The organism is Streptomyces montanus (genome assembly GCF_005786655.1).
GTDB lineage: Bacteria > Actinomycetota > Actinomycetes > Streptomycetales > Streptomycetaceae > Streptomyces > Streptomyces sporangiiformans.
The window spans coordinates 42,648-67,641 of sequence record NZ_VBZC01000003.1 but is presented as its reverse complement, the minus strand read 5'-3'; the positions used below and the strand labels follow the sequence as shown (position 1 = coordinate 67,641).

The 24,994-nt window shown below is 70.8% G+C and carries 19 protein-coding genes; 5 read left to right on the top strand and 14 right to left on the bottom strand.

Translation table 11 applies throughout. The features are described 5' to 3' along the window. Window positions 1-54 precede the first annotated feature (54 nt). The 4 genes from FE633_RS02970 to FE633_RS02955 form a co-directional block, all read right to left on the bottom strand. Window positions 55-2,085: an ATP-dependent DNA helicase gene (locus FE633_RS02970; RefSeq protein ID WP_138043493.1), complete on the bottom strand. Its 2,031-nt coding sequence runs from the start codon at window positions 2,083-2,085 to the stop codon at window positions 55-57. Between the two features lie 123 nt (window positions 2,086-2,208). Beyond that, complete coding sequence (locus FE633_RS02965) at window positions 2,209-3,069, bottom strand: GNAT family N-acetyltransferase (RefSeq protein WP_138043492.1); 861 nt, start codon at window positions 3,067-3,069, stop codon at window positions 2,209-2,211. Window positions 3,070-3,108: 39 nt separating this feature from the next. Next, a complete protein-coding gene (locus FE633_RS02960; protein WP_425473139.1) occupies window positions 3,109-5,058 on the bottom strand; it encodes an IucA/IucC family protein in 1,950 nt (649 codons plus the stop codon). A 64-nt stretch (window positions 5,059-5,122) separates the two neighbouring features. Next, a complete protein-coding gene (locus tag FE633_RS02955; protein ID WP_246113380.1) occupies window positions 5,123-6,553 on the bottom strand; it encodes a diaminobutyrate--2-oxoglutarate transaminase family protein in 1,431 nt (476 codons plus the stop codon). Window positions 6,554-6,939: 386 nt separating this feature from the next. Between FE633_RS02955 and FE633_RS02950 the strand changes: the two genes are divergently transcribed. After that, window positions 6,940-8,175, top strand: coding sequence for a trypsin-like serine peptidase (locus tag FE633_RS02950; protein WP_138043490.1), 1,236 nt, complete (start codon window positions 6,940-6,942; stop codon window positions 8,173-8,175). 179 nt (window positions 8,176-8,354) lie between these two features. Further along, complete coding sequence (locus FE633_RS02945; protein ID WP_138043489.1) at window positions 8,355-9,560, top strand: trypsin-like serine peptidase; 1,206 nt, start codon at window positions 8,355-8,357, stop codon at window positions 9,558-9,560. 102 nt (window positions 9,561-9,662) lie between these two features. Here the strand turns inward: FE633_RS02945 and hflX are convergent, their stop codons facing one another. From hflX to miaA, 6 genes are all read right to left on the bottom strand, one after another. Continuing rightward, window positions 9,663-11,156, bottom strand: coding sequence for a GTPase HflX (gene hflX, locus FE633_RS02940; RefSeq protein WP_138043488.1), 1,494 nt, complete (start codon window positions 11,154-11,156; stop codon window positions 9,663-9,665). 191 nt (window positions 11,157-11,347) lie between these two features. Further along, window positions 11,348-12,883, bottom strand: a complete 1,536-nt coding sequence (locus FE633_RS02935; protein ID WP_138043487.1) for a M1 family metallopeptidase — start codon at window positions 12,881-12,883, stop codon at window positions 11,348-11,350. A gap of 68 nt (window positions 12,884-12,951) precedes the next feature. Continuing rightward, window positions 12,952-15,075 carry a RelA/SpoT family protein gene (locus tag FE633_RS02930; protein WP_138043486.1) on the bottom strand — a complete coding sequence of 708 codons (2,124 nt, stop codon included), beginning with the start codon at window positions 15,073-15,075 and terminating at the stop codon, window positions 12,952-12,954. A 166-nt stretch (window positions 15,076-15,241) separates the two neighbouring features. Then, complete coding sequence (gene dapF, locus FE633_RS02925) at window positions 15,242-16,111, bottom strand: diaminopimelate epimerase (RefSeq protein ID WP_138043485.1); 870 nt, start codon at window positions 16,109-16,111, stop codon at window positions 15,242-15,244. Between the two features lie 47 nt (window positions 16,112-16,158). Then, window positions 16,159-16,656 (bottom strand): hypothetical protein, encoded by a 498-nt coding sequence (locus FE633_RS02920; protein WP_138043648.1) that lies wholly within the window; start codon window positions 16,654-16,656, stop codon window positions 16,159-16,161. 108 nt (window positions 16,657-16,764) lie between these two features. Beyond that, window positions 16,765-17,703 carry a tRNA (adenosine(37)-N6)-dimethylallyltransferase MiaA gene (gene miaA, locus FE633_RS02915; protein ID WP_138043484.1) on the bottom strand — a complete coding sequence of 313 codons (939 nt, stop codon included), beginning with the start codon at window positions 17,701-17,703 and terminating at the stop codon, window positions 16,765-16,767. A gap of 290 nt (window positions 17,704-17,993) precedes the next feature. On the opposite strand from miaA, the gene FE633_RS49410 reads away from it, so the two are divergent. Further along, window positions 17,994-18,176 carry a gliding motility protein gene (locus tag FE633_RS49410; RefSeq protein ID WP_342790759.1) on the top strand — a complete coding sequence of 61 codons (183 nt, stop codon included), beginning with the start codon at window positions 17,994-17,996 and terminating at the stop codon, window positions 18,174-18,176. 24 nt (window positions 18,177-18,200) lie between these two features. After that, entirely contained in the window at window positions 18,201-18,470 is a 270-nt protein-coding gene (locus tag FE633_RS02905) for an antitoxin (protein WP_138043482.1), read from the top strand. An 805-nt stretch (window positions 18,471-19,275) separates the two neighbouring features. Here FE633_RS02905 and FE633_RS02900 read toward each other — a convergent pair. Further along, on the bottom strand, window positions 19,276-20,004 hold the full coding sequence (locus FE633_RS02900) for a class III extradiol dioxygenase subunit B-like domain-containing protein (RefSeq protein WP_138043481.1): 729 nt from the start codon (window positions 20,002-20,004) through the stop codon (window positions 19,276-19,278). A 52-nt stretch (window positions 20,005-20,056) separates the two neighbouring features. Further along, on the bottom strand, window positions 20,057-21,544 hold the full coding sequence (miaB, locus tag FE633_RS02895) for a tRNA (N6-isopentenyl adenosine(37)-C2)-methylthiotransferase MiaB (protein ID WP_138043480.1): 1,488 nt from the start codon (window positions 21,542-21,544) through the stop codon (window positions 20,057-20,059). A 138-nt stretch (window positions 21,545-21,682) separates the two neighbouring features. On the opposite strand from miaB, the gene FE633_RS02890 reads away from it, so the two are divergent. Next, window positions 21,683-22,681, top strand: coding sequence for a TAXI family TRAP transporter solute-binding subunit (locus FE633_RS02890; protein ID WP_138043479.1), 999 nt, complete (start codon window positions 21,683-21,685; stop codon window positions 22,679-22,681). Window positions 22,682-22,787: 106 nt separating this feature from the next. On the opposite strand, the gene FE633_RS02885 is transcribed toward FE633_RS02890, so the two are convergent. Together FE633_RS02885 and FE633_RS02880 are read right to left on the bottom strand one after the other, a co-directional pair. Further along, window positions 22,788-24,200: a sensor histidine kinase gene (locus tag FE633_RS02885; protein WP_138043478.1), complete on the bottom strand. Its 1,413-nt coding sequence runs from the start codon at window positions 24,198-24,200 to the stop codon at window positions 22,788-22,790. A 9-nt stretch (window positions 24,201-24,209) separates the two neighbouring features. Continuing rightward, window positions 24,210-24,896: a response regulator transcription factor gene (locus tag FE633_RS02880; RefSeq protein WP_138043477.1), complete on the bottom strand. Its 687-nt coding sequence runs from the start codon at window positions 24,894-24,896 to the stop codon at window positions 24,210-24,212. Window positions 24,897-24,994: the final 98 nt, after the last annotated feature.

Sequence of the window (24,994 nt, the reverse complement as noted above, 5' to 3'; positions counted from 1 at the left end):
GACGGCTCATGTGTCTGCGCTGTCCCAGGCCAGGGCCCGGGACAGCGCAGTCGTCTATTCGCCATCCACCTCGCGGGCCGCGTCGTCGATCTCAGCCTTGTCGGCCGCCTCGCCGATCTCGGCCTTGCGGGCCGCCTCGTCGATCGCGGCCAGCGACCTGCGCGCCTGGTTACGGTCCGTCGTGTACCAGAAGTCGGGCAGTGACGCCTTCAGATAGCTGCCGTACCGGGCCGTGGCCAGACGCTGGTCCAGCACGGCGACCACGCCGCGGTCCCCTGTCGCACGTACGAGGCGGCCGGCGCCCTGGGCCATCAGCAGGGCCGCGTGCGTGGCGGCGACGGCCATGAAGCCGTTGCCCCCGGCATCCTCGACCGCTTTCTGGCGGGCGCTCATCAGCGGGTCGTCCGGGCGGGGGAACGGGATCTTGTCCATGACGACCAGCTGGCAGCTGGGGCCCGGGACATCAACGCCCTGCCAGAGCGAGAGCGTGCCGAAGAGACAGGTCTGCGGGTCCGCCGCGAAGTTCTTGATCAGCTCGCCCAGCGTCTCCTCGCCCTGGAGGAGGATCGGGAACTCGGGAATGCGGGAGCGCAGTTCTTCGGCCGCCAGCTGAGCTGCCCGCATCGAGGAGAAGAGGCCGAGGGTCCGGCCGCCGGCCGCCTGGACCAGCTCCGTCAGCTCGTCCAGCATGTCCGCGCGGTCACCGTCCCTTGCGGGCCGCGACAGGTGCTTGGCGACATACAGGATGCCCTGCTTCGGGTAGTCGAAGGGCGAGCCGACGTCGACGCCCTTCCACTGCGGGAGGTCCTCGCCCTCCGTGCCCTCGGGCGCCAGCCCCAGCGACGCCCCCACCCCGTTGAAGTCACCGCCGAGCTTGAGCGTCGCCGAGGTCAGGACCACCGAACGGTCCGCGAAGAGCTTCTCCCTGAGGAGACCCGAGACGGACATGGGCGCGACGCGCAGGGAGGCACCGAAACGGTCGTGGCGCTCGTACCACACGACGTCCCACTCCGAGCCGTTCGTGATCCGCTCGGCAACGTCGTGGATCGTCTCGACCGAGGCGAGCGCCTGCTTGCGCACCGCGTCCTCGTCCCCCACGGACTTGTCGCGTGTCGCCCCGATCGCCGAGATCACCGTTCGGGCGGCGTCGCGCAGCGCCATCAGCGCGTACCCGAGGTCCTCGGGAATCTCCTCCAAGCGGCCCGGCAGGGCCAGCTCCATCAGGCGCTCGAAGCCCTCGGCGGCCGACTGGAGCTGGTCGGCCGCCTTCTCGTTGGCGAGCTTCGCGGCGCGGCGCACGGCGCGGTTGACCTGGCCGGGGGTGAGCTCGCCGGTGGCAACGCCGGTGACACGGGAGACCAGCTCATGGGCCTCGTCGACGATCAGCACCTCGTGCTGGGGCAGGACCGGGGCGCCCTCGATGGCATCGATCGCCAGGAGAGCGTGATTCGTGACGACGACCTCCGCGAGCTTCGCCCGCTCGCGCGCCATCTCGGCGAAGCACTCGGCGCCGTACGCGCACTTCGAGGCGCCCAGGCACTCCCGGGAGGACACGGAGATCTGTGACCAGGCCCGGTCGGAGACGCCGGGAGTGAGGTCGTCGCGGTCACCGGTGTCGGTGTCGCCCGCCCAGTCCCGCAGCCGCAGCAGGTCCTGGCCCAGCTTGCTGGTGGGCGCGGCCGCCTCGAACTGGTCGAAGAGGCCCTCTTCCTCGTCCTGCGGCATGCCTTCATGGAGGCGGTGCAGGCACAGGTAGTTCGACCGGCCCTTGAGCATCGCGAACTCGGGGCGGCGGCGCAGCAGCGGATGCAGCGCGTCGACCGTGCGCGGAAGGTCCCGCTCCACGAGCTGCCGCTGGAGCGCCAGCGTGGCCGTCGCCACGACGACCCGGTCACCGCGCGCGAGCGCGGGCACCAGATAGCCGAGCGACTTTCCTGTGCCGGTGCCGGCCTGGACCAGCAGATGGGAGCCGTCGTCGATGGCCTCCGAGACGGCTTCGGCCATGGTCACCTGGCCAGGGCGCTCCGTACCGCCGACGGCTGTGACGGCGGCATGCAGGAGTTCGGGGAGTGAGGGCTCTGTCATAGCGCGTCCACCCTACGGCGCGGCACTGACAACCGGGCGATCAACTCCGAGTCCAGGGGCGCGATCAAGACGTGTACGAAGGCGTTGATCAAGGCCGAGGTGTCGTTACTGGTAGTGATGGCGCTACAGCAGATCGCGCAGGGTCCGGTCCCGGACCATGAGGGCGGCCCGTTTGCCGGGCAGGTCGACCTCGGCGGCGTACCGGAAGCCGGCGCTCAGGAAGGCGGACACGGAAGGGGTGTTGCGAAGGTCGGGTTCCGCGATGACACGCGCGCAGGAGGTTCGACGGTCGAGTACGAGGTCGGAGACGGCTCTGAGCAGGGTTGAGCCGAGTCCGCGCCCTCGGTTGGCGACACCGCCGATGAGGAAGTGGATTCCGGTGTCGTGAGGGCGTGCGGGGTAGTGGCGGGCCAAGGGGTCGAGGTCGGCGCGGTAGATCTCCCAGTAGCTCATGGGCGTGTCGTCCAGCACTCCGAGACAGGGCACGCTGCGGCCGTCTCCGTCGAGCTGGGCGCGCAGATGGTCCTCGGCCACCGATTCGGGCCCCGCAAGCTCCCAGAACGCGGCGACGGCGGGGTCGTTCATCCAACGGCTGATGAGCGGGAGGTCGTGGTCGACGCGCACGGGAGCGAGGCGGAATTCGCCCACGGGGGTGGAGATCGGACCCCAGGCGCCGACGGGGCCGAGCAGGTCGTCACCGGCCGGGGTGACGGTTGTGGGCCTCGCTGTGCCGTCCCCTGAAGGCTTCGCCATGCCCTTCTCGTCGCCCCGTTCCGCCACTCCCCCTGCTTCTCGGGCTGCCCCGCCTGCCCTGGCTGCTCGGGCTGCCCCGGCTGCTCCGTCCTCCTCGGCGAAGAGCGCGACGAGTTCGTCGGGCAGGCGCAGGTCGAGGGTGTCCTCGCTGTCCGTGCCGGGGCCCGAGCCGCTGCCGAGGGGCGTGATGGGGGCGGTACCGGCGTCGGCGCTCGCATCGGTGGGAGGCACGGCGACGCTCCTCTCAGGAGTTGGGGTGGGTCATGTTCCTCAGGAATGAAGGGGGTTGGCGATGGTGACGTAGACGGACTGGGTGTCGACCGGGCCGATGAGTTCGTCGAGTCCGTGCAGCCGGGTCAGCAGGTTTGCCTTGCAGCGCAGTACGGGTGAGTCGAGCAGGTGAGCGGGCAGGGGTGTACGCAGCCGGGCGGGACCGGAGGCGACGTCGGCGAGGAAGCGGCGGAAGGCGGCGAGCAACAGCCGTTCGTCGGCGAGGCGCTGGGAGCCGAAGGCGCCGACGAGGCCGAGCACGTTGTTGACGGCGAGGTAGTAGGCGAAGCGTTCGTCGGTGACCTCGTCGGAGACGAAGGTGTCGCTGCGCTCGCCGATTCCGGGGAGTCGGTTGTCCAGCTCCGCGCGCCGGGACTCGCGGAAGTAGTAGCCCTGGTTGTCGCGGTAGCGGCCGCCCGCGGGCCAGCCCTGCGAGTCCAGCAGGAGCAGGGTGTTCTGCTGGTGGGCCTCCAGGGCGATACCGGCCTCGCTGTCCAGCCAGAGGACGGGCCGGATCACCTGCTCCAGGTAGCGGAGGAACCACTCGGTGGCGACGGCGCCGCGCGGTCGGCCGGTGCGTCCGGCGAGGCACGCGACGATCTCGGTGAGCCGGGACCGCATCGGGGGTCCGCCCTGCTCTGGTCCGCCCTGCTCAGGGCCGCCCTGCTCGGCGCCGGACGGTCCGCCGGGCTGGACCTGGGGCCTGGGTGAGACGAGTCCCGCGATACAGGAGACGGCGTCCGTCGGTGTGAACGGGTTGTGGCGGATCACCACGTCGAGCCCGGGCACGGGGTTCCCCTCCGGGTCGTTGACGCCGACCCAGGCGGGGTCCCGGACGATGTCGAAGCCCGGATGGGCCGCCTGCCACTGTTCGGCGAGGCCGCTGCGCAGCAGACGGTGGACTTCGACGCCGCGATGGAGTTCCTTGCGGAGGTTCTCCCGGCGGGAGTTGGTGATGGGCAGGCTCAGCGACAGTTTCAGCATCGCCGGGGCGCCGGATCGATAGAGGGTACGTACGGAGGAGGTGGGGTGCCACGGGGTGCCGTGGAGGCCGAGGTCCTGGAGCAGACCCGCGTCCAGCAGTCTCGCCGTCTCGGGGCGGTGGCGGACCTCGCGCATCTGCCAGGGGTGCATGGGGAGTGCGGTGTGCCCGTCGGGGAGCGGGAGCCCGGCGCCGGCGAGCCGGGTGGTGAGCTGCCCGGCGGGCACGGGGCGGCCGCGCTCGGTCCAGGCCGAGTCCGTGGCGAGTACGGAGGGGGCGACGGCCAGCCAGTGCAGCGGGAAGGAGCCGCGCGACTCGGGTGAGTAGAGCCGGGTTTCGGCGTCGGAGAGCCCTTCACGGCTCTTCGGGGTGGGGTGCAGCGGGTGGCCGAGCAACAGCGACTGCTCGGCGGCCAGGAAGAGGTCGGTGCCGTCGGCGGGGTGCTTCCTGCGGTCGCTGACGAACACGACGGTTCGCCGGACGGAGTCGGCGACCCGGCCCACCAGGTCCCCGCTGCCCTCCTTGTGGCTGGTCCGCGTCTCTCGTCCGAGGAGCGCCGCCAGCGTGACCGCGTCGGTGGGCGGCGACTGGTCGGGGGCGTCGGAGAGGTGGGGCAGGCCGAGGCGGTGCCAGCCCGTCGGGGACCAGTAGTGGACCGGGACGACGAGGACGGTGCCGCTGGCGGGGAGGGGGATGCGGAGGGTGCCCTCGTCGGGGGCGGCGAGGTCGTTCTCCCGTACCCAGCAGCGCAGCAGGTTCTCCACGGCCGCGGCCTCGGCAGCGGTGTGCGGGTCGGGATGCTCCAGCAGGTCGGCGCGGGTACCGCGCACCTGCTCGGAGGGCCGGGGCCCGCCCTTCTGTCGGGGGGCTGCTTCCGTTCCCGGTCCGAGCGGGGCCCGGACCGGCGTGCCGCGGTTTCCTCGCTCGGCGATGTGGGGGTGACCGTGGGATGCGGGAGTGACGTTCAAGTGAGTTCTTTCTGCTCTCGATGGGTGCGGGGCCACGAGGCGAGTCGGCCATGCCCCGCGGCTGTCACCGTCCGGCGGCAGGAGGCGGAGGCGCCGCCGCGACCGCCGTCACGGCATCCGCCAGCCGCTCCAGCACCGCGTTCACCTGCTCATCGGTGATCGTCAGGGGCGGCAGCAGCCGCACCACGCTGGAGTGGCGTCCGCCGAGTTCCACGATCAGGCCACGGCGCAGGCACTCCCGCTGAACGGCGGCGGCCAGGTCGGGGGCGGCGGGGCGCGGGTCGGCCGGGCATGGGTCGGCGGGCCGCGGATCGGCGGGGCACGGGTCGGCAAAAGAGCCTGCGGTACCGGGCGTGGTCGGCTCCTCGGGGTCCACGAACTCGACGCCGATCATCAGCCCCCGGCCGCGGACGTCACCGATACAGGGGAACTCGGCGGCCAGGCCCCGCAGTTGGTTCAGCATGCGTGCGCCCAGCAGGGCGGCTCGGTCGGCGAGCCGGTTCTCACGGACATACGCAAGCGTCGCCGCGCCGGCGGCCATGGCGAGCTGATTGCCGCGGAACGTGCCGGCGTGGGCGCCGGGTTCCCACACGTCGAGGTCGTCGCGGTAGACCACGACGGCCAGGGGCAGACTGCCGCCGATGGCCTTGGACAGCACCATCACGTCGGGCGTGATACCGCTGTGTTCCACGGCCCAGAAGGTGCCGGTACGCCCGACCCCGGTCTGGAGCTCATCGGCGATCAGGGGGATGGAGCGGGCGGACGTGATCTCCCGGATCCGCCGCATCCAGTCATCGCGCGCCGGAATCACGCCGCCCTCGCCCTGCACCGGTTCCAGGATCATTCCGGCGGGCTTCGGTACCCCGGACTTGGTGTCGTCGAGGAGGGACTCCGTCCAGCGCGCGGCCAGTTCGGCCCCGCGCTCGCCGCCGATGCCGAACGGGCAGCGGTAGTCCTGCGGATAGGGAAGGCGCGCGACGCGTACATCCGGCGCGCCCCCGGATGCTTCGAGCGCCCCGGCGGTCATCCCGTGGTAGGCGCCGGCGAAGGCGAACATCCCGGTACGCCCGGTCGCGGCGCGCACCAGCTTCAGCGCCGCCTCGACCGCGTCCGTGCCCGCGGGCCCGCAGAACTGCACGCGCGCGTGCTCGGCGAACCCGGGCGGCAGCGTACGGAACAACTCGGTGGTGAAGGCGTCCTTGACGGGGGTGGCCAGGTCGAGAATGTGCAGCGGCGCCCCCGAGTCGAGAACCTTTCTGATCGCTTCCAGCACCACCGGGTGGTTGTGCCCCAGCGCCAACGTCCCGGCCCCCGACAGACAGTCGAGGTAGCGGCACCCGTCAGCCCCTTCGATCGTCAGCCCGCGCGCCCGCACGGGCACGATCGGCAGAGCGCGCGCGTAGGTGCGCGCCGCGGACTCACGCGCCGACTGCCGCCGCAGAATCCCCTCGTGCGCCGAGGGCGCTTCCTCGGTCGCGCGCGCCGCTCGCGTCACTGCATCTCGTGTCCTGAGCGCCCTGTCAGAAGCACGCGCCCCGGGCGCAGACTCGGTCACGGCCACGTCTGTCGGTCCTCCCGCTGTCCACAGGCGAGTTGCTCGGCCACCCGACAGGGCGGCGGAGGGATGAACGCAGGCGGAACGTCCCCCGTACGTACCAACGACGTGGACCGCGAGGGGCAACGGTGGGACGAAGATCCTTGCCGTGACGGAACCGTTGCCGTTCCATCGGAAGTCCCCCACAGCAACGGCATAGTGTGTGGTGCCGTTCGGCGCTCCTTGCTGATCAACGTCCACGGTCAGTCAAGGAATCCGGATCCATAGATCCGTACGAAGCTGCAAAGGCAGTTCTGAGTTCGCTTACGCCCAGGGGGAGTTACACCATGCGATCCATACGCCCGCTCTTCGCCGCCCGTCGAGGGAGGAGCACGCGCCGCGGACCCTCCCCCGTGCTGGCCGCGGTCGGCCTGGCCACGGCGCTGGCGCTGACCGCCACCGCCTGCGAGTCGGGCGACGACACGAACGCGGGTGGCGAGGCGTCCGCCTCCGCGACCACCGGCGGCGACGACAAGATCAAGATCCCGGACGACTTCAAGGACCGGCTCAAGGAACACGGGATCGACCTGGACCAGTGGAAGGGCGGCGCCTGGAAGAACTGGGACAAGGACGACTGGCTGCGCGAGGCCGGCGACTTCATCAACCCGATCATCAAGGACCTGTGGGACCCGGACCGCATGCGTGAGGCCGAGGACCCGGACCAGGGCAAGGGCGTCGACGACAGCGATCTCGCCGGCGACCAGGGAGTCACCGACCCGGAGCCGGCACCCGTCAAGGCGCGGCCCGTGCAGGCGGCGTACCACGACAACGCCCCCGAGGCGGGCAAGGTGTTCTTCGACTCCCCCGAGGGCACCATGGTCTGCTCCGCGACCGTGGTCGAGGACCCGGCCCACCCGGGCAAGTCCAACCTCGTGTGGACCGCGGGCCACTGCGTGCACGCCGGCAAGAAGGGCGGCTGGTACCGCAACATCGCCTTCGTGCCCTCGTACAACAACGACGCCAAGTCGGCGGCGGAGCTCCAGGGCGTCACCAAGGAGGAGGTCGCTCCGTACGGCGTCTGGTGGGGTGACTGGGCGCAGACCTCGGACCAGTGGATCGAGCGGGGCGGTGCGACGGGCGGCCAGGGTGCCTCGTACGACTTCGCCGTCATTCATGTGACGCCGGAGGAGGGTAGTGGCGGCAAGTCCCTGGAGGAGACGGTCGGTTCGGCCCTTCCGGTGGACTTCAACGCCCCGGCCGTGGCCAAGGTCGGCGACATCACGGCGACGGGCTACCCGGCCGCCAAGCCGTTCGACGGCGAGACCATGTACCAGTGCCAGGACAAGCCGGGCCGGCTCTCGATCACCAAGGCCGAGCCGACGATGTACCGCATCGGCTGCACGATGACCGGCGGTTCGTCCGGCGGCGGCTGGGTGGCGACGGGCTCGGACGGCAAGCCGGCGCTGGTGTCCAACACCTCGATCGGCCCGGTGACCGCGGGCTGGCTGGCGGGTCCGCACCTGGGCAAGGAGGCCAAGGGCATTTACGACGCGGTGAGCGAGAAGTTCGCCGGGAAGCAGTAGCGGCGCGTCGACGGACGGCGGCGGGGCGGCTCACGAAGATCTTCACCGTCCCGCCGCCGTTCGTCCCCAACTCGGCGGGCATAGTGGGGTGTCGCGCTCGAGCGGGCTCCATGCCGAGCTGCCTGCGTCCGTTCTGACGCGCGCATGACAGATGTTCGTTCTATCGGGGGTAACAGCACATGCGTTCCACACGTCCACGTTCGTCCTTCGCGAGCCGTCGCGGGCGACGCCACGTCCTCGCCGTCACCGGAGTCGTGGCGGCGCTGGCGCTCACCGCCACCGCCTGCAAATCGGGCGACGACAAGGCGGCCGACAAGCCCGCCGCGACCGCGTCCGAGGCCGCGGGCAACGACCAGGTCGAGGTTCCCGCCGACATCGCCGACAAGCTCAAGGACCACGGCATCGACGTGGACCAGTGGAAGAACGGCGCCTGGAAGGACTGGGACAAGGACAAGTGGCTCAGTGAGGCACAGGACTTCGTCAACCCGGTCATCAAGGGTCTCTGGAAGCCCGAGCGGATGAAGTCCGCCAAGGACCCGGACAAGACGATCGCCGCGAAGGACGCGTCGGCCGGCCAGGGCACCAGTGACCCGGCGCCCTCCCCGGTCACGGCCACACGCGAGAAGACCCCGTATCACAAGAACGCCGCTCCGGTCGGCAAGGTCTTCTTCGACTCCCCCGAGGGCTCGATGGTCTGCTCCGGCACGATCGTCAAGGACCCGCGCAACCCGGGCAAGTCCAACCTCGTGTGGACCGCCGGCCACTGTGTGCACGCGGGCGGTGGCGGCGGCTGGTACCGCAACATCGCCTTCGTGCCCGCGTACAACGACCTCGGCAAGTCCGAGGCACAGCTGGCCAATGCGACGCAGCAGGAGATCGCCCCGTACGGCCAGTACTGGGCGGACTGGGCGTCGACGTCCGACGAGTGGATCAAGGGCGGCTCGGAGACGGGCGGCGCCGGTGCCGCGTACGACTACGCGGTGCTGCACGTGAAGCCGGAATCGGGCGGCAAGTCCCTCGAGGAGACGGTCGGCGCGGCCCTGGACGTCGACTTCTCCACACCGTCCGCCGCGTCCGCCGGATCGATGGGCGCCTGGGGCTACCCGGCCGCACCGCCGTACAACGGTCTGATCATGCACAAGTGCCTCGACCGGCCCGGCCGTCTCTCGCTCGGCGCACAGCTGCCGACGATGTACCGCATCGGCTGCACGATGACCGGCGGTTCGTCCGGCGGTGGCTGGTTCCGTGTCGTGGGCGGCAAGACCAAGCTGGTGTCGAATACGTCGATCGGCCCCGCCGACAACACCTGGCTCGCGGGACCGCAGCTCGGCCAGGGCGCCGAGGCGATCTACGACAACATGAGCAAGCAGTACGGCGACAAGTGACCGTCGTGGACACGTAACCGCCGTACACGCTCACATGGCGAAGGCCCGCCCCCTGCGAGAGGGGGCGGGCCTTCGCCGTCTGGCGGTATGGCGCTCTGTGGATCAGAGAGCGGGCGTCGGAACGTACGGCGCCAGCTCCGCCGCGAACTCCTCGTGCACCCGCACCTTCAGCAACGTGCCCTCCGGGGTGTGCTCCTCGGAGATCACCTCGCCGTCGGTGTGGGCCCGGGCGACGAGCCGGCCGTGCGTGTACGGCACGAGCACCTCGAGCTCGACCGAGGGCCGCGGCAGTTCGACGTCGATGAGCGCGCGCAGCTCGTCGATGCCCTGACCCGTGCGGGCCGAGACGGCGATGGAACGCTTCTCGATCCGCATCAGCCGCTGGAGCACCAGCGGGTCGGCCGCGTCCGCCTTGTTGATCACCACGATCTCGGGCACGCCGGTCGCGCCCACGTCGCGGACCACCTCGCGTACGGCGGCCAGCTGCTCCTCCGGCGCCGGGTGCGAACCGTCGACCACGTGCAGGATCAGGTCGGAATCGCCGACCTCCTCCATGGTGGAACGGAACGCCTCGACCAGGTGGTGCGGCAGGTGTCGTACGAACCCGACGGTGTCCGCGAGCGTGTAGAGCCGCCCGCTGGGCGTCTCGGCCCGGCGCACGGTCGGGTCGAGGGTCGCGAACAGCGCGTTCTCGACCAGCACACCCGCGCCCGTCAGCCGGTTGAGCAGCGAGGACTTGCCCGCGTTGGTGTAGCCGGCGATGGCGACCGAGGGCACCTTGTTGCGCCGGCGCTCCTGGCGCTTGATCTCGCGGCCGGTCTTCATGGCCGCGATCTCCCGGCGCATCTTCGCCATCTTCTCGCGGATACGGCGCCGGTCCGTCTCGATCTTGGTCTCACCGGGACCACGGGTGGCGAGGCCGCCGCCCTTGCCACCGCCCATCTGACGGGACAGCGACTGACCCCAGCCTCGCAGCCGCGGCAGCATGTACTGCATCTGCGCGAGCGCGACCTGCGCCTTGCCCTCGCGGGACTTGGCGTGCTGGGCGAAGATGTCGAGGATCAGGGCGGTCCGGTCGATCACCTTGACCTTGACGACGTCCTCGAGGTGGATCAGCTGGCCCGGCGAGAGCTCACCATCACAGATGACGGTGTCCGCGCCGGTCTCGAGCACGATGTCGCGCAGCTCGTAGGCCTTGCCGGAGCCGATGTACGTGGCCGGGTCCGCCTTGTCACGGCGCTGGATCACGCCGTCGAGCACCAGAGCGCCCGCGGTCTCGGCGAGGGCGGCCAGCTCCGCGAGGGAGTTGTCCGCGTCGGCCGCGGTCCCCGAGGTCCACACACCGACGAGCACCACACGCTCCAGCCGAAGCTGCCGGTACTCGACCTCGGTGACGTCCTCGAGCTCGGTGGAGAGGCCCGCGACGCGGCGCAGTGCCGCGCGGTCGGAGCGGTCGAACTGGTCGCCGTCCCGCTCTCCATCGATCTCGTGGCTCCAGGCGACGTCCTCTTCCATCAGGGCATCGGCCCGAAGACCTTCGGGGTAGTTCTGCGCGAGGCTCTGCGAGTCCTGGGAAGGGGAAGAAGAGGAGGTCATTGGGTCCTTACGTCGATGGGGTACCTGTGGTGCGACGGACTGCGATCCGTCACTTGCGACAACGTCCGGAGGTGCCGGGAGATTCCCGGCCCCCAGGTCTGTCCGGAGGGCCGCGTCGTCGACCCGGGTCCGAAAGGCCGCGTCGTCGACGTGAAGATATTCGCACGGCACGGCCCGTCTCGTCACCCGAGTTATCGCGCGCTCCCCGCGCCCTGCCCGGCGGGCGCGGCACTGCGCCAGTCCGGGTGCCCCGGCATGGGCGGGGTCTTCTCTCCGTAGAGCCAGGCCTTGAAGAACCCGCCCAGATCGCGGCCCGCGACGGCTGACGCGAGGCGCTGGAAGTCCGCGGTCGTCGCGATGTCGTCACGGTGGGCGTTCACCCATGTCCGTTCCAGCCGCTCGAATGCCGGGTGCCCGATCTCCTGGCGCAGCGCGTACAGGACCAGAGCGCTGCCGTCATAAACGTTCGGCCTGAAGATGCTCATCCCCTCGTCCGAGCCGGGTGCCTTGGGTGCCGCGGGCGGGCCTCCGGCGGCCCGCCATGTGTCGGACGCGCGGTAGGCCGCGCGCATGCGCTTCTCCAGGGGCCTGTCCGCCGTTTCCTCCGCGTAGAGGGCCTCGTACCAGGTGGCGTGTCCTTCGTTGAGCCACAGGTCGGACCAGGTGCGTGGGGTGACACTGTCGCCGAACCACTGGTGCGCCAGCTCATGCACCATGATCGACTCGACGTACCACTTCGGGTACTCGGGGCGTGTGAAGAGCTCTCTCTCGAAGAGAGAGAGTGTCTGCGTCTCGAGTTCGAAGCCTGTTCGCGCCTCGGCGACCAGCAGCCCGTACGTCTCGAAGGGATAGCGGCCGACCTTCCTCTCCATCCAGGCGATGTGGTCGGGGGTCTTCTCGAGCCAGGGCTCCAGCTGCTCGCGGTCCTTGGCGGGCACCACGTCCCGTACGGGAAGGCCGCCCGGTCCGCTCCGGCGCAGCACGGAGGAGCGGCCGATGGACACCTGGGCCAGCTCGGTGGCCATGGGGTGGGCGGTTCGGTACGCCCAGGTGGTGGTCGCCGCGCGGCGGGCCACGGCCACCGGCAGTCCGTTGGCCACGGCCGTGTAGCCGTTGGGCGCGGTGATCCGGACGGTGAACATCGCTTTGTCGGACGGGTGGTCGTTGCCCGGGAAGACCCGGTGCGCGGCGTCGGCCTGGTTGGCCATCGCGAGACCGTCACGCGTCCGCACCCAGCCGCTCTTCACGTCCTCTTCGGGCACCGGGTTGCTGTCGTGTCGCACGGTGATCCTCATCCGGCTCCCGGGCGGCAGCGGCGTCGCCGGCGTGACCACCAGGTCCTCGCCCGCGCCCCGGTACTTCGCGGGCGCCCCGTTGACCTCGACGGATCTCACGCTCCCGTTCGAGTAGTCAAGGTTGACCTGATCGAGCCACTCCGTCGTCCGGGCGGCGATCGTGGTGACCGTCGGCAGCGGCTTGGTGTTGCTGCCGGGATAGGTGAAGGCGAGGTCGTACGCCAGCACGTCGTACCCGGGGTTGCCCAGGTGAGGGAAGAGGCGGTCGCCGATGCCGAGCGGTGCCGGGGCCGGGGCGCTCGCGGCGATGAGACAGACGGAGACGGCGGAGGCCGCTGAGGCGATCAGCGCCGTACGGATGCGTCTGGAGGGCTTCGGGAGCGCTCTGGGGGCCTTGGGGAGCGGGGGGCGGGTCCTGGGGGTGAGCAGCATGGACCACGGCTATCAGCGCCCGCCCCGAGCGCTGCGACGACTCGCGTCGTGCCCACCCGAACGGGTCCCTACGGGGCCGTCGCCTGATGCTGGGCCCGGTTCACGTCGTACACACCCGGCACGTTGCGCATCGCCCGCATCAGCGCGGGAAGGTGTGCGGCGTCCGGGAGTTGGAGCGTGTACGTGTGGCGTACGCGCTGCTGGCTGGGGGGTTCGACGGTCGCCGAGACGATGGCGACGTCCTCCAGGGCGATCGCTTCGGTGAGGTCGGCGAGCAGATGGGGCCGCCCGAAGGACTCGGCGACCAGCGTGACGCGGCACTCCGTGGTGTCGCCCCAGCGCACCTCGACCTCCGTGCGCCCCACGCCTTTCATGCGCGCCACGGCGGAGCACTCCACGCGGTGCACGGTCACCACTCCCCCGCGTACGGCGAAGCCGGTGACCGTGTCGGGCGGTACGGGCGTACAGCAGCCGGCGAGGCGTACGGTCGCGCCGGGCTGGTCGACGACGGCGTTCGCTTCGGTCGGGCGCACGGTGAGCCCGTCGACCGGAGGCCTGGGAGACGCGGCGGGGACCTCCGCGTCCGGCGCGTCGCCGGGCGAGGGGTGTGCGGCGAGCCAGCGCTGGATGGCGATGCGCGCGGCGGGCGTGTGCGCATGCTCCAGCCACTCCCTGGAGGGCTCCGAGGACGCGTCCTGGCCCATGAGCAGTTGCACGGTGTCGCCGTCCTGCAGAACCGTGCTCAGCGTCGCCAGGCGGCCGTTGACGCGCGCGCCCATGCAGGCGTGGGCGTCGTCGCCGTACTGGGCGTACGCGGCGTCCACACAGCTGGCGCCCGCGGGCAGGCCGAGCGTGCCCCCGTCGGGGCGGAAGACGGTGATCTCCCGGTCCTGGGCGAGGTCCTCGCGCAGGGTCGACCAGAACGTGTCGGGGTCCGGGGCGGCCTCCTGCCAGTCGAGAAGACGGGAGAGCCAGCCGGGGCGGGTGGGGTCGGCGCGCTCGCCGTCACTGTCGGCCTGCTGCTCCTCCGAAGGAGGAGCGTACGGATTGCCGAGCGCGATGACGCCGGCCTCGGCGGACTTGTGCATCTGGTGCGTGCGGATGAGGACTTCGACCACCTGGCCGTCCGGGCGGGCGACGGCCGTGTGCAGCGACTGGTACAGGTTGAACTTGGGGACGGCGATGAAGTCCTTGAACTCCGAGACCACCGGTGTGAGACAGGTGTGCAGTTCGCCGAGGACTCCGTAGCAGTCGGCGTCCTCGTTCACGAGCACCAGGACACGTCCGAAGTCGGCGCCGCGCAGTTGTCCGCGCTTGCGGGAGGTGCGGTGCACGGAGACGAAGTGCCGTGGCCGGATGAGGACTTCGGCCTGCAGCCCGGCCTCGCGAAGGACCGCGCGCACGTCTTCCGCGATCTCCGCGAGGGGGTCGTCGGCACGCGCCGCGTTGTCGACGATCAGCTCCCTGGTGTGCTCGTACTCCTCGGGGTGCAGGATCGCGAAGACGAGGTCCTCGAGCTCGGTCTTGAGCGCCTGGACGCCGAGACGTTCGGCGAGCGGGATCAGAACATCCCTTGTCACCTTGGCGATTCGGGCCTGCTTCTCGGGGCGCATGACGCCGAGCGTGCGCATGTTGTGCAGCCGGTCGGCGAGTTTGATCGACATCACGCGTACGTCGTTGCCGGTGGCCACGAGCATCTTACGGAAGGTCTCGGGCTCGGCGGCCGCGCCGTAGTCGACCTTCTCCAACTTGGTGACGCCGTCGACGAGATAGCGGACCTCTTCGCCGAACTCCTCCCGGACCTGGTCGAGCGTCACATCCGTGTCCTCGACGGTGTCGTGCAGCAGAGACGCCGTCAAGGTCGTGGTCTCCGCGCCGAGTTCGGCGAGGATCAGGGTCACGGCGAGCGGATGCGTGATGTAGGGCTCGCCGCTCTTGCGCATCTGGCCGCGGTGCGAGGACTCGGCGAGGACGTACGCCCGGCGCAGCGGATCCAGGTCGGCGTCGGGGTGGTGGGCACGATGGGCCTCGACCATGTGACTGATCGCGTCCGGCAGCCGGTCGCGGGCCGCCGGACCGAGCAGCGCGGCTCGGCCGAGGCGGCGCAGGTCGATCCGGGGGCGGCTCTTCCTGCGATGCGCTGTGGGCGTCACAGGGCCGGGCGTCGCGGGGTTCGTGGCCTCCGCACTCATGGGCACCTCCGGCTGCGTTGACCGGCGGACGGGCGCCCCATGGCGTACACGGCTCTGAGGATGTGTCATTCCCCCGTCCGGCCGGTGCTTGATGCTACCGAGCTCAACACGCCCGGCTGACCACCTCTCGCCGAGCGTGAAACGGATCACCCATTCGAGCGAAGGTTCAGGGGGTGATGGTTTCGAGCCACTCGGCGTCGATCTCGCCCTCGGCGACGATCACGGCGGGGCCGGTCATCTCGATCTCGCCGTCGGGCCGCTCGGTGATCACCAGGCGTCCTCCGGGCACGTCGACGGTGTACGTCGCCGGGGTGCCGGTCACGGCGGGGTCGGCTCCGTCCCGTCGCGCCGCGGCCACGGCGACGGCGCACGCGCCGGTGCCGCACGAGCGGGTTTCGCCGGCGCCGCGCTCGTGCACGCGCAGGGCGACGTGCCGGGGGCCACGGTCGACGACGAACTCGACGTTCACCCCGTCCGGGTACGCGGACACCGGGCTGAACGGCGGGGGTGCGTACAAGTTTCCGGCGTGGCCGAGGTCGTCGACGAAGGCGACCGCGTGGGGGTTGCCCATGTTCACGTTGCGCGCGGGCCAGCTGCGCTCCCCGACACTCACGGTCACGTCACCTTCGGGAAGGAACGCCTTGCCCATGCCGACGGTGACGTCGCCCTGCTTGGCGATGTGGACCGACTTCACGCCCCCGCGCGTGGCGATCGCGAGGTCCCCTTCGGTCACCTGGCCGGCGCGCTGGAGGTAGCGGGCGAACACCCGCACTCCGTTGCCGCACATCTCCGCGATCGAACCGTCGCCGTTGCGGTAGTCCATGAACCACTCCGCCTCGGCCGCCATGTCCTTGGCCTCGGGATGCGCGGCGGACCGTACGACATGCAGCAGACCGTCCCCGCCGATGCCCGCGCGGCGGTCGCAGAGGGCGGCGACGGCGGCCGGGGGCAGGTCGATGGCATTCTCGGGGTCGGGGACGATCACGAAGTCGTTCTCGGTCCCGTGTCCCTTGAGGAAGGCGATCCGCGTGCTCATTCCTCGATCGTACGGGGTCGGTACGACACCGTGTCCGCTCCGGGGCCTCAGCGCAGGCGGGCCACGCGCCACACGGCGAGGACGACGACCACGGCGACCACCACGGCGTACGCGATCACGACCCGCCAGTCCGAGCGACGGTCGGAGCCGCGCTGCGGCAGGCCCGGCCAGGTGTGGCCGACGCGGCGGGCGGCCATCATGCCCCAGCCCGCGGCGCAGGAGGAGATCAGCAGACCGAGCATGGCGATCATGGCGCCGCTGTCGCCGAAGTTGAACGCCAGGGGGAAGGCGAACATCAGGGACCCGAGGGCGGCGAGGCCCACGATGGGCGCGAGCTGCCAGATGCGCAGCCGGCGCTGCGGGCGCAGCTCGACCTCGACCTCGGGCTCCGCGAACATCTCGCCGGGCTCGGGTCCGTCGGCGGTCACGCCGCCCGACGTCTCGTCGGGCCCGTCGGGGCTCAGTCGGTCCCCTTCCGGATCCCGCGGATCCTGCGCGGTGTCACGCTCCGCGCCTTGTGCGGTGTCGCGAGGGCCGGCCTCCATCGCCACGCGCCCTCCCAACTCGGACTCCACTTGGTCGATCGAAGCTCGATGATGGCACGGCCCCGGCGGCCGGGATGGCGGCCGGAGCGTCCCGATGCCATGACGTGATCAGGCTGTAACCGGTCGTTCGACCAACGCCAGCGCACGCTGCGGAAGTTCCGTGAGATCCGTCGCGGCCCCACTCAGCCAATGCACCCGCGGGTCGCGCCTGAACCAGGAATCCTGGCGGCGCGCGAAGCGCTTGGTGGCGCGTACGGTCTCGGCTCGCGCCTCGTCCTCGGTGCACTCCCCGGAGAGCGCCGCCAGTACCTGCTGGTAACCGAGCGCCCGCGATGCCGTACGCCCCTCGCGCAACCCCTGTGCTTCCAGTGCGCGCACCTCCTCGACCAGTCCGGCCTGCCACATCCGGTCCACCCGGCGGGCGATGCGCTCGTCGAGCTCGGGGCGCGCCACGTCGACGCCGATCTGCACGGTGTCGTACACGGAGTCGTGGCCGGGGAGGTTGGCGGTGAAAGGCTGGCCGGTGATCTCGATGACTTCGAGGGCACGGACGATACGGCGGCCGTTGCTGGGCAGGATCGCGTGGGCGGCCTCGGGGTCGGTGGCGGCCAGCCGGGCGTGCAGCGCGCCGGAGCCGCGCAGGGTGAGTTCGTCCTCGAGTCGGGCCCGCACCTCGGGGTCGGTGCCGGGGAACTCCAGGTTGTCGACGGCCCCGCGGACGTACAGGCCGGAGCCGCCGACGAGAATCGGCCAGCGCCCCTCGGCGAGCAGCGCGTCGATACGGGCACGGGCGAGCCGCTGGTACTCGGCGACACTCGCGGTCACCGTCACGTCCCAGATGTCCAGAAGGTGGTGGGGGATGCCGGCGCGCTCCTCGGGCGTCAGCTTGGCGGTGCCGACGTCCATCCCCCGGTAGAGCTGCATGGAGTCGGCGTTGACGACCTCACCCCCGAGACGCTGGGCCAGGTGGACACCCAGATCGGACTTTCCTGCGGCGGTCGGACCGACGACGGCGATGACCCGCGGAGCGGGGGCTGAACTACTCACCGCAACAGTCTCGCAAACCCCAGGGCCTCTTCTCGAACGAGATACGTGACGCCGCGGGCCCGGGGTCGTTGCCTGTTGGGAGGTTCCAGCCGCCGGTTTTGAGGGCCGGCGACCCGGGCGAGGCAATGGGACGCACCGGGCGACGCGGAATTTCGCCCGCACGAGTAGTGTATGGAGATGATATGGGCGTTTTTGCAAGGCTTCTAAGGAAAGATGGATCTAAGTCCAAGAAGTCCGAAGATACGTCAAGCACCGAGGCGCAGGCCGACACACCGACGGCCGAACCCGAGGTGAAGGCCGAGACGAAGGAAGCCGCGAAGGGGGCGAAGGGGTCGGCCGAGACGGAGACCGAGTCCGCGGCAACGTCGGGCGAGCCCGCCGAAACTGCGTCGGGGGACGGCGTCGAGATCCCCAAGCAGCAGTCCGCCGAGGAGGCGGCCGACAACCAGGCCGACGAGGGCGCCCACAAGTAACTGTCCCGCGAGGGTGGGTGAACCATGGGTCTCCTGGACAATCTGAAGGGCAAGCTCGCGCCTGCCAAGGAGAAGGTCTCAGACCTCGCACAACGGCATCCCGGCAGGATCGACAAGATCGAGCACGGTCTCGACAGGGCCGCCAAGCTGGCCGATGACAAGACCAAGGGCAAGTACAGCGACAAGATCCACACAAGGGCCGACAAGGCCAAGGACGCCCTGGACCGGCTCGCGCACAAGGAGAGTGGCGGGACGGAGGGCGGCGCTGCGCCTCCGCCGCCCCCGACCTCGTGAAAACAGCACGCCGGCGGACGGCTTCGCGGAGCACCTGAGGCTCCGGGCCGTCCGCCGCGTGCTTGGCCAATGCCATCTGCTGCCGCGCGAAGCCACGCCCCGCGCCTCAACCGGCGACCATGCCCGGGGGCCAACCGACCACTGCGCCCCGGGGCCAACCGACCGCCACGCCCGGAGGCCAACCGACCACCACGCACCGCGCCTCAACCGGCCACCACGCCCAGTGCCTCAACCGACCACCACGCCCTAGGACCAACGGGCCACCGCACCCTCGGGGACCAAGCGGCCACCCGCCCTGGGACCAACTCGCCACCACACCCCGGGGGGCCAACCGGCCACCACACCCAGCGCCTCAACCGGCCACCACGCCCTAGGACCAACGGGCCACCGCACACCCCGGGGCGAACCGGCCACCGCGCCCCGCGCCTCCACCGACCACCACGCCCCGGGGCGAACCGGCCACCACATCCCACACCTCAACCGACCACCACGCCCGGGGGGCCAACCGACGACCACGCACCGCGCCTCAACCGACCACCACGCCCCGGGGCGAACCGGCCACCACGCACCGCGCCTCCACCGACCACCACGCCCCGAGGCGAACCGGCCGCCACGTCCCGCGCCTCCACCGGCCGTCACGCATCTGTGCCCGCGAGAGGTCCTGCGGCGACGGCTCCGTGTAGCGGCTCTCCGCCCCGCAGAACAGCATCTGCGGGCGATCGCGCCGGCCACCGCCATCCCGCCCGGATACTGCGGCGCCCCGAGGACCGCGCCCCGTAGCCGGCCGGCGTCGGGCGACGGGCGCCTACGACCAGGCCGTCACCAAGTACCCCACGCCGTAGGGCGCGTCCTCGTACAGCAGCGTGCCGCCGAGGCCCGCGCCCTCGGCCGCGCCCGCGAGCACGTGCCAGGAGGCGCGGCCGGAGGCCTTCAGCTCGTACGCCAAGTCGGCGTCCAGTGCCTTGAGGGCCGCCACGTCCGCCGTCCCCAGCGCACGCGCGGCCGCCGCGTCGAACTCCGCCGCCCGATCGTCCAGATACCCCGGCGCCTTGACCGTCCGGCACGCGCTGGCGTCGCCCATCACCAGCAGCGCCACCCGTCCGGCCCGCGCGGCGATTTCCCTTCCGGCCCGAAGGCAGCGCTCGACCGCGAGACGTTCCTCCACGCCGAGACCCTCGACCGGGGCGTAGGACCAGTCCGTTCGTCGGAGCAGCCAGGCCGCGACGGCCAGCGAGAGCGGAAGTTCACGTACCGACGTGTCGGACGGGTCGACGCCCGGCCCGTTCCCGCCGAGGCGCACATCGAGGTCCACGCCGAAGCCGCGGAACGAGCCGCGCGAGCCTTCCGGATGCGGTCCGCGTCCGCTCGGCTCGGCGGGGCCGACGACGATCAGCCGGTCGGGCCGCGCCGCGGCGAGCACCCCGAGGGCGTCCTCGCAGGCCGCTCGCGCGGCGTCCAGCTCGGGGGCCGCGCCCGCCGCGACCTCCGGCACGAGCAGGGGCGGACAGGGGCAGACGGCGGCGGCGACCAGCATGATCGCAGCCTACTGCCGCGGTTCCCCGTCGCAGTGGGCGCGCTCAGTGCGGTCAGTGGGCGGAGCAGCCGCCCGTCGGGGCCGGCAGCGGCGCCGGGACGCCCACGGCGGGCAGCCCGAGCATCACGCCCGCCGGCTTGGTGGTCTCGGCCGCGTTGCGCTTCTCCCAGGCGTCTCCCGCGCGCGTGCGGCGCACGTCGAGGACGGCACCCTCGGCGAGCAGGTGGTGCGGGGCGGCGTACGTGATCTCCACGGTGACCACGTCGCCGGGGCGGACCTCGACGTCGGGCTTGGTGAAGTGCACCAGACGGTTGTCCGGGGCACGGCCGGAGAGGCGGTGCGTGGCGCCGTCCTTGCGGCCCTCGCCCTCGGCGGCCATCAGCTCCAGGGTGCGGCCGACCTGCTTCTTGTTCTCCTCCCAGGAGATCTCCTCCTGGAGGGCGACGAGGCGCTCGTAGCGCGACTGCACGACCTGCTTGGGGATCTGGTTCTCCATGGTGGCCGCCGGGGTGCCGGGGCGCTTGGAGTACTGGAACGTGAACGCCTGGGCGAAACGCGCCTCGCGGACCACGTGCAGGGTCTGCTCGAAGTCCTCCTCGGTCTCGCCGGGGAAGCCCACGATGATGTCCGTGGTGATGGCGGCGTGCGGGATCGCGGCACGGACCTTCTCGATGATCCCGAGATACCGGTCCTGCCGGTACGAGCGACGCATCGCCTTCAGGACGGGGTCGGAGCCGGACTGCAGCGGCATGTGGAGCTGGGGCATCACGTTCGGCGTCTCGGCCATCGCCGCGATCACGTCGTCCGTGAAGTCACGGGGGTGCGGCGAGGTGAACCGCACGCGCTCCAGGCCGTCGATCTTCCCGCAGGCCCGCAGCAGCTTGCTGAAGGCCTCTCGGTCGCCGATGTCGGCGCCGTAGGCGTTGACGTTCTGGCCGAGCAGCGTGATCTCACTGACGCCCTCGCCGACCAGCGCCTCGATCTCGGCGAGGATGTCACCGGTCCTGCGGTCCTTCTCCTTGCCGCGCAGCGCCGGGACGATGCAGAACGTGCAGGTGTTGTTGCAGCCGACGGAGATGGAGACCCACGCGGCGTAGGCGCTCTCGCGGCGGGTCGGCAGCGTCGAGGGGAACGCCTCGAGCGACTCGGCGATCTCGACCTGTGCCTCTTCCTGGACGCGGGCGCGCTCCAGGAGGACGGGCAGCTTGCCGATGTTGTGCGTGCCGAAGACGACGTCCACCCAGGGCGCCTTCTTCACGATGGTGTCGCGGTCCTTCTGCGCGAGACAGCCACCGACGGCGATCTGCATCCCGGGCCGCTTCGACTTCATCGGCGCGAGACGGCCGAGATTGCCGTACAGGCGGTTGTCGGCGTTCTCCCGCACGGCACACGTGTTGAAGACGACGACATCCGCGTCGCCGTCCGCGCCCTCGGGCGCACGCACGTAACCTGCGTCCTCCAGCAGCCCGGAGAGCCGCTCGGAGTCGTGGACGTTCATCTGGCACCCGTAGGTGCGCACCTCGTAAGTCTTCGCGCTCATCTCGTACACCAGGGTACGGGGTCGCCACGCGCGCGTGGCCGGGTATTCGCGGCGGGCAAGGCCGACACCGGCGCATGGAGGGTGGCTCATGGACCCTGCCCTGGTCATCGCCGCCGGTGAGCTGGCAGGATCGCGCGCATGTTCCAGGCACTCGGCCGTATCGGCAGACGCCGCGTCCTGCAGGGTTCGACCGCCGCCTTCGTGGCCTTCGGGCTGCTGTTGTGGTGGCTGCTGCCCCTGGGCGAGAGCTCGCCGGGCGGGACGGTCACCTTCAGCACGGGTACGCGGACCGGGGTCTACCAGCTCTACGGGGAGCTGCTGCAGAAGGCACTGGCGAAGGACATGCCACGCCTGGACGTGAAGCTGCTGAACAGCGAGGGCTCGCAGGAGAACGTGGCGCGGGTGGCCACCGGGAAGGCGGACTTCACGATCGCGGCGGCCGATGCGGTGGAGAAGTACAAACTGGCGGGCGGACCGGGTGCGGACCAGCTGCGCGGCTGCGCCCGGCTGTACGACGACTATGTGCACGTGGTCGTTCCGCGCGCGTCCTCCGTGGACTCCATCAAGGATCTCCGGGGGAAGAAGGTGGCCGTGGGGCAGCCCGGCTCGGGCGTACGGCTGATCGCGGGGCATGTGCTCGAGGCGGCCGGTCTCGACCTGGGGAAGGACATCACCCCGGTCTCCGAGGGCATAGGAACCATGCCGAAGCTGCTCGAGGAGGGCAAGATCGACGCCTTCTTCTGGTCCGGCGGGCTGCCGACCAGTGCCGTGACCGACCTCTCGACGAGCGTGGACATCAGGCTGGTCCCGATCGACGAAAACCTCATCGAGAAGCTGCACAAGCAGGGCCGCGAGTCCCGCTACTACCGCGCCGCCGTCATGCCCGCGGACGCCTATCCCAAGGCACAGGCGGGCGCCGCCGTACCGACGTTGGCGGTGGCGAACCTGCTCGTGACGCGGGCCGACACCGACGCCGAGCTGACCGAAGGGCTGACGCGTACGGTGATCGACAGCCGCGACCGCATCGGCGGCGAGGTGCACGCGGCGCAGCTCGTGGACCTCCGGACGGCGATCTACACCGATCCCCTGGGCCTGCACGAGGGCGCGCGCCGCTACTACCGCTCGGTCAAGCCGTAACCCGGTTGAGCCCTGGCAGCAGGCCATGGACGCCGAGTCATCAGGCCGTGGACGCCGGGTCATCAGGCCGTGGACGCCGGGTCATCAGGCCGTCGGCGCCGAGTCATCAGGCCGTAGGCGCCGAGCGCGGCACAATCACTGTCACCTTCAGACCGTGCGGCTCGTGATGGGCGTACGCGATCGACCCGCCGCCCGCCGCGAGCAGCGCCCGTGAGATCGATAGTCCGAGACCCGAACCCTTGATGTTCTGGTGGCCGGCGCTGCGCCAGAACCGGTCGCCGATACGGGTGAGTTCGTCGTCGCTGAGCCCCGGACCGCGGTCGGTGACCACGATGGTCGAGGTCTCTCCGTTGGAGGCCACCTCGACCTCGACGCACTTGCCCTCGGGCGTGAACTTCAGCGCGTTGTCGATCACCGCGTCCAGTGCGCTGGAGAGGGCGACCGGGTCGGCCCAGGCGGTCGTGGCCGGGCAGTTCCCGACCAGGCGTACGCCCTTGTCGTCGGCGACCGGCGACCAGGACGCCACGCGTTCGGCGGCCAGTTCGCCGATGTCGGTGAGCCGCAGATCCGCCTCGGCGTGCTCGGCCAGAGCCAGATCGAGCAGGTCGTCCAGGACGTTGGCGAGGCGCTTGCCCTCGGTGCGGACGGAGGCGATCTCCTCGTTGCCCTGGGGGAGTTCCAGGGCGAGCAGCTCGATGCGCAGCAGCAGGGCGGACAGGGGGTTGCGCAGCTGGTGCGAGGCGTCGGCGACGAAGGCGCGCTGCTGTTCCAGGACGTCCTCGACGTTGTCGGCCATCTCGTTGAACGAGCGGGCCAGACGCCGGAGTTCCGGTGGGCCTCCGGCGACCGCGACCCGGGACTTGAGGCGTCCGGTCGCGATGTCGTGCGTGGTGGCGTCGAGGACGCGTACCGGCCGCAGCACCCAGCCGGTGAGGCGCAGCGCGGCGCCGAGGGCGAGGAGCATCGCGGCGGCCTCTCCCGCGCCGATGATGAGCCAGGCGTGGAGGATCTTCGAACGCATCTGTCCGGTGGGCGAGTCGGTGACCACGACCGCGATGACGTCGCCGTCCCGGATGACCGGGGACGCGACGACGAGCCGGTTGCGCTGCCAGGGCCAGACCTGCTCCGGGTCGTGGCTGCGGCGGCCCAGGAGCGCCTCGTTGAACGCCTGGAGGCCTTCGCTCTCGTCGGGCAGGTACCAGTCCGTAGGCGCGTTGGCCATGGGTTCTTTGCTGCGGTAGAAGACCCCGGCCCGGATGTCGTACACGCCGTGGTACTTGGTGAGTTCCTGGCGGAGGGTCTCGCGGCGCTCGTCCGTGGGGGTGGAGGCGACCCGGGAGCCGGTCGGGCGGTCGGTGACGAACTGTGCCAGCGACGCGAAGCGTGCCGTGTCGTCGATGCGGTCGACGACCACTTTCTGCTGCTCGGCCGCCGCCACGCTGATGGCGAGCGGGAGACCGAGAGCGAGCAGTACGGCCGCCATCAGAACGATGAGCAGCGGAAGGAGGCGTGCGCTCACCCGGGCCCGCTACGACGCAGGGGCGACGAGCCGGTAGCCGACTCCGCGCACGGTCTCGATCAGGGTCGGCATCCGCAGCTTGGAACGCAGGGAGGCGACGTGCACCTCCAGGGTGCGGCCTGTTCCTTCCCAGCTGGTGCGCCACACTTCGCTGATGATCTGTTCCCGTCGGAACACGACTCCGGGGCGCTGGGCGAGGAGCGCGAGAAGGTCGAACTCCTTGCGGGTCAGTTGGACGACCGAACCGTCAACACTGACCTGTCGGGTGGGCAGTTCGATGTGCACGGACCCGAGTTTCAGCGCGGTCTCCCCGGGGACCGCCGCGTCGTCGGGAGCGGTGCGCCGGCTGACGGCGTGGATACGGGCGAGCAGTTCCCCGGTGTCGTAGGGCTTCACCACGTAGTCGTCGGCGCCGAGGTTGAGGCCGTGGATCCGGGAACGTACGTCGGAACGCGCGGTCACCATGATCACCGGAGTGCTGGTGCGCTTGCGGATCTTGCCGCAGACCTCGTAGCCGTCCTGGTCGGGGAGGCCGAGGTCGAGAAGTACCACGCCGAAGCCCTCGCCTTCCGGGACGAGCGCCTGCAGGGCCTCCTCGCCGCTGCGGGCGTGCACGACCTCGAAGCCGTGCCGTGCGAGGACCGCGGACAGCGCGGCGGCGACATGGTTGTCGTCCTCGACGAGGAGCAGTCTCATTCCGGCCCCCTTCCCTTCATCAGTCATACAATGTCGGCACATATACGTGCGCACGCGCGGGTTCTCCAAGGAAGTCACGCCGATGGACAAGGACGGCG

Coding starts and splice junctions, on each gene's coding strand:
- FE633_RS02890 (WP_138043479.1), top strand. CDS start 21,683: ATGTTCCAGGCACTCGGCCGTATCGGCAGACGCCGCGTCCTGCAGGGT.
- FE633_RS02900 (WP_138043481.1), bottom strand. CDS start 20,004: ATGCTGGTCGCCGCCGCCGTCTGCCCCTGTCCGCCCCTGCTCGTGCCG.
- hflX (WP_138043488.1), bottom strand. CDS start 11,156: ATGACCTCCTCTTCTTCCCCTTCCCAGGACTCGCAGAGCCTCGCGCAG.
- dapF (WP_138043485.1), bottom strand. CDS start 16,111: ATGAGCACGCGGATCGCCTTCCTCAAGGGACACGGGACCGAGAACGAC.
- miaB (WP_138043480.1), bottom strand. CDS start 21,544: ATGAGCGCGAAGACTTACGAGGTGCGCACCTACGGGTGCCAGATGAAC.
- FE633_RS02930 (WP_138043486.1), bottom strand. CDS start 15,075: ATGAGTGCGGAGGCCACGAACCCCGCGACGCCCGGCCCTGTGACGCCC.
- FE633_RS02905 (WP_138043482.1), top strand. CDS start 18,201: ATGGGTCTCCTGGACAATCTGAAGGGCAAGCTCGCGCCTGCCAAGGAG.
- FE633_RS02935 (WP_138043487.1), bottom strand. CDS start 12,883: ATGCTGCTCACCCCCAGGACCCGCCCCCCGCTCCCCAAGGCCCCCAGA.
- FE633_RS02920 (WP_138043648.1), bottom strand. CDS start 16,656: ATGGAGGCCGGCCCTCGCGACACCGCACAAGGCGCGGAGCGTGACACC.
- FE633_RS02880 (WP_138043477.1), bottom strand. CDS start 24,896: ATGAGACTGCTCCTCGTCGAGGACGACAACCATGTCGCCGCCGCGCTG.
- FE633_RS02945 (WP_138043489.1), top strand. CDS start 8,355: ATGCGTTCCACACGTCCACGTTCGTCCTTCGCGAGCCGTCGCGGGCGA.
- FE633_RS02970 (WP_138043493.1), bottom strand. CDS start 2,085: ATGACAGAGCCCTCACTCCCCGAACTCCTGCATGCCGCCGTCACAGCC.
- FE633_RS02950 (WP_138043490.1), top strand. CDS start 6,940: ATGCGATCCATACGCCCGCTCTTCGCCGCCCGTCGAGGGAGGAGCACG.